At 26.5% G+C, this 1346-nt stretch carries 2 protein-coding genes; both read right to left on the bottom strand.

Annotated features, from left to right (window positions below; genetic code table 11):
• Positions 1–540 (bottom strand): transposase (locus J2743_RS12000; RefSeq protein ID WP_209627532.1); only part of this gene is annotated, 540 nt, incomplete at its 3' end.
• A gap of 263 nt (positions 541–803) precedes the next feature.
• Entirely contained in the window at positions 804–1292 is a 489-nt protein-coding gene (locus J2743_RS11995; RefSeq protein WP_209627530.1) for a helix-turn-helix domain-containing protein, read from the bottom strand.
• Positions 1293–1346 lie beyond the last annotated feature (54 nt).

Raw genomic sequence — 1346 nt, 5'->3', positions numbered from 1 at the left:
AATTTTTTTTATCCATCCTTCGTAAAATGTTTTATTTCCGATTATTTCATTGTAGTAAGATTTAAATTTTTGAATTAAGAATGTTTCATCTTTTATATAGATTTTAGACAGTTCGCGTTTTATTATTCTCCAAACTTGTTCTATGGGATTTAGTTTTGGGGAATATGGGGGCAAAAGTATTAATTGGATGTTAAGGATTTCACAAGCTTTTTTAGCTAATTGTGCTTTATGAACTGGATAATTGTCTAAAATTATTACAGTTTTTGTTTCTTTTTTTAATTGACTTGTAATTTCACATTTTTCCAAATTTTTAACAATATTTTCCCTTTGTAATCTGTCAATTATTCTTTGATTCTTTTTATTTTCATTTTCTAAGATAATTCTCATTTTTTTCTTGATTTGTTCAATACTTAAGTCTTTTTGAGGTGTGAAAAAATCGTCAATAATATGTTTAAATTCAGTTTTATCATGAAAATCTGCTTCTAAAAGCGTTTTTAGATGTGTTTCATTGATGTTAATATTATTTAAAATGGAATTCAATTTAGATTTGACATACGGGTTGTTTGAGTTTTTGATTCTAATTTTAACTAGAAAATTAATAAAATCGAATGTTTTAGATCCTTCGGGAAAGTCTATTAATGATTTGCCGTTTATTGACTGGAATCCTATTCCTGTAACTGAAAATTTATCTGGATTTTTCTTTAAAATGTTTTTCGTTCCTTTTTTATACCAAATTCGGCCTGAATTACCAATATTTTGACATGCAGTCTGATCTAAAAATCCAATTATGCTATTTTGAAGATTTATTCCTTGAAGTTTTTTTTAAGTGATTCTTCAGCATCTTCTGGCATTTTTGAATATATCGTATAAGGTTTACCATATCCAAATTTTAAATCTCTTAAAATTCTTTCCACTTGTCTAATACTGTATTCAACATTAAATTTTTCTTTTATTAATTCTAAAACCTGTTTAGAGCTATAAATCTCATTTTCAATGATAATTTCAGATAATTCTTCTTTTTGCTCAGGAGTAAGTTTCGATTGACCTCCACTACCAGATTTTCTGCCTAAAGAATCAAATCCGCCTTCATTCCATTGATTTAACCAATTATGCCCAGTAACTCTTGTAATTCCCAGTTTTTTACAAGATTCTGTGATAGAAACATCATGATAAATATCATTTATGAAATACAACTTGTTTAAAACTTTCACATCCTGTTCCAACTTCTTTATTCTAATTTGAAGCTCTTCAACACTTGTAAAATCCTTATTTATAGTTGGCTTTCTCTTCATATAAGTAAATATAAAACCTGCATTATATAAAATTTTCTATGTCGTTAACTATAA

The organism is Methanobacterium petrolearium, assembly GCF_017873625.1.
In the GTDB taxonomy this organism is placed as follows: domain Archaea; phylum Methanobacteriota; class Methanobacteria; order Methanobacteriales; family Methanobacteriaceae; genus Methanobacterium; species Methanobacterium petrolearium.
This window is presented reverse-complemented; position numbering and strand designations above follow the sequence as displayed.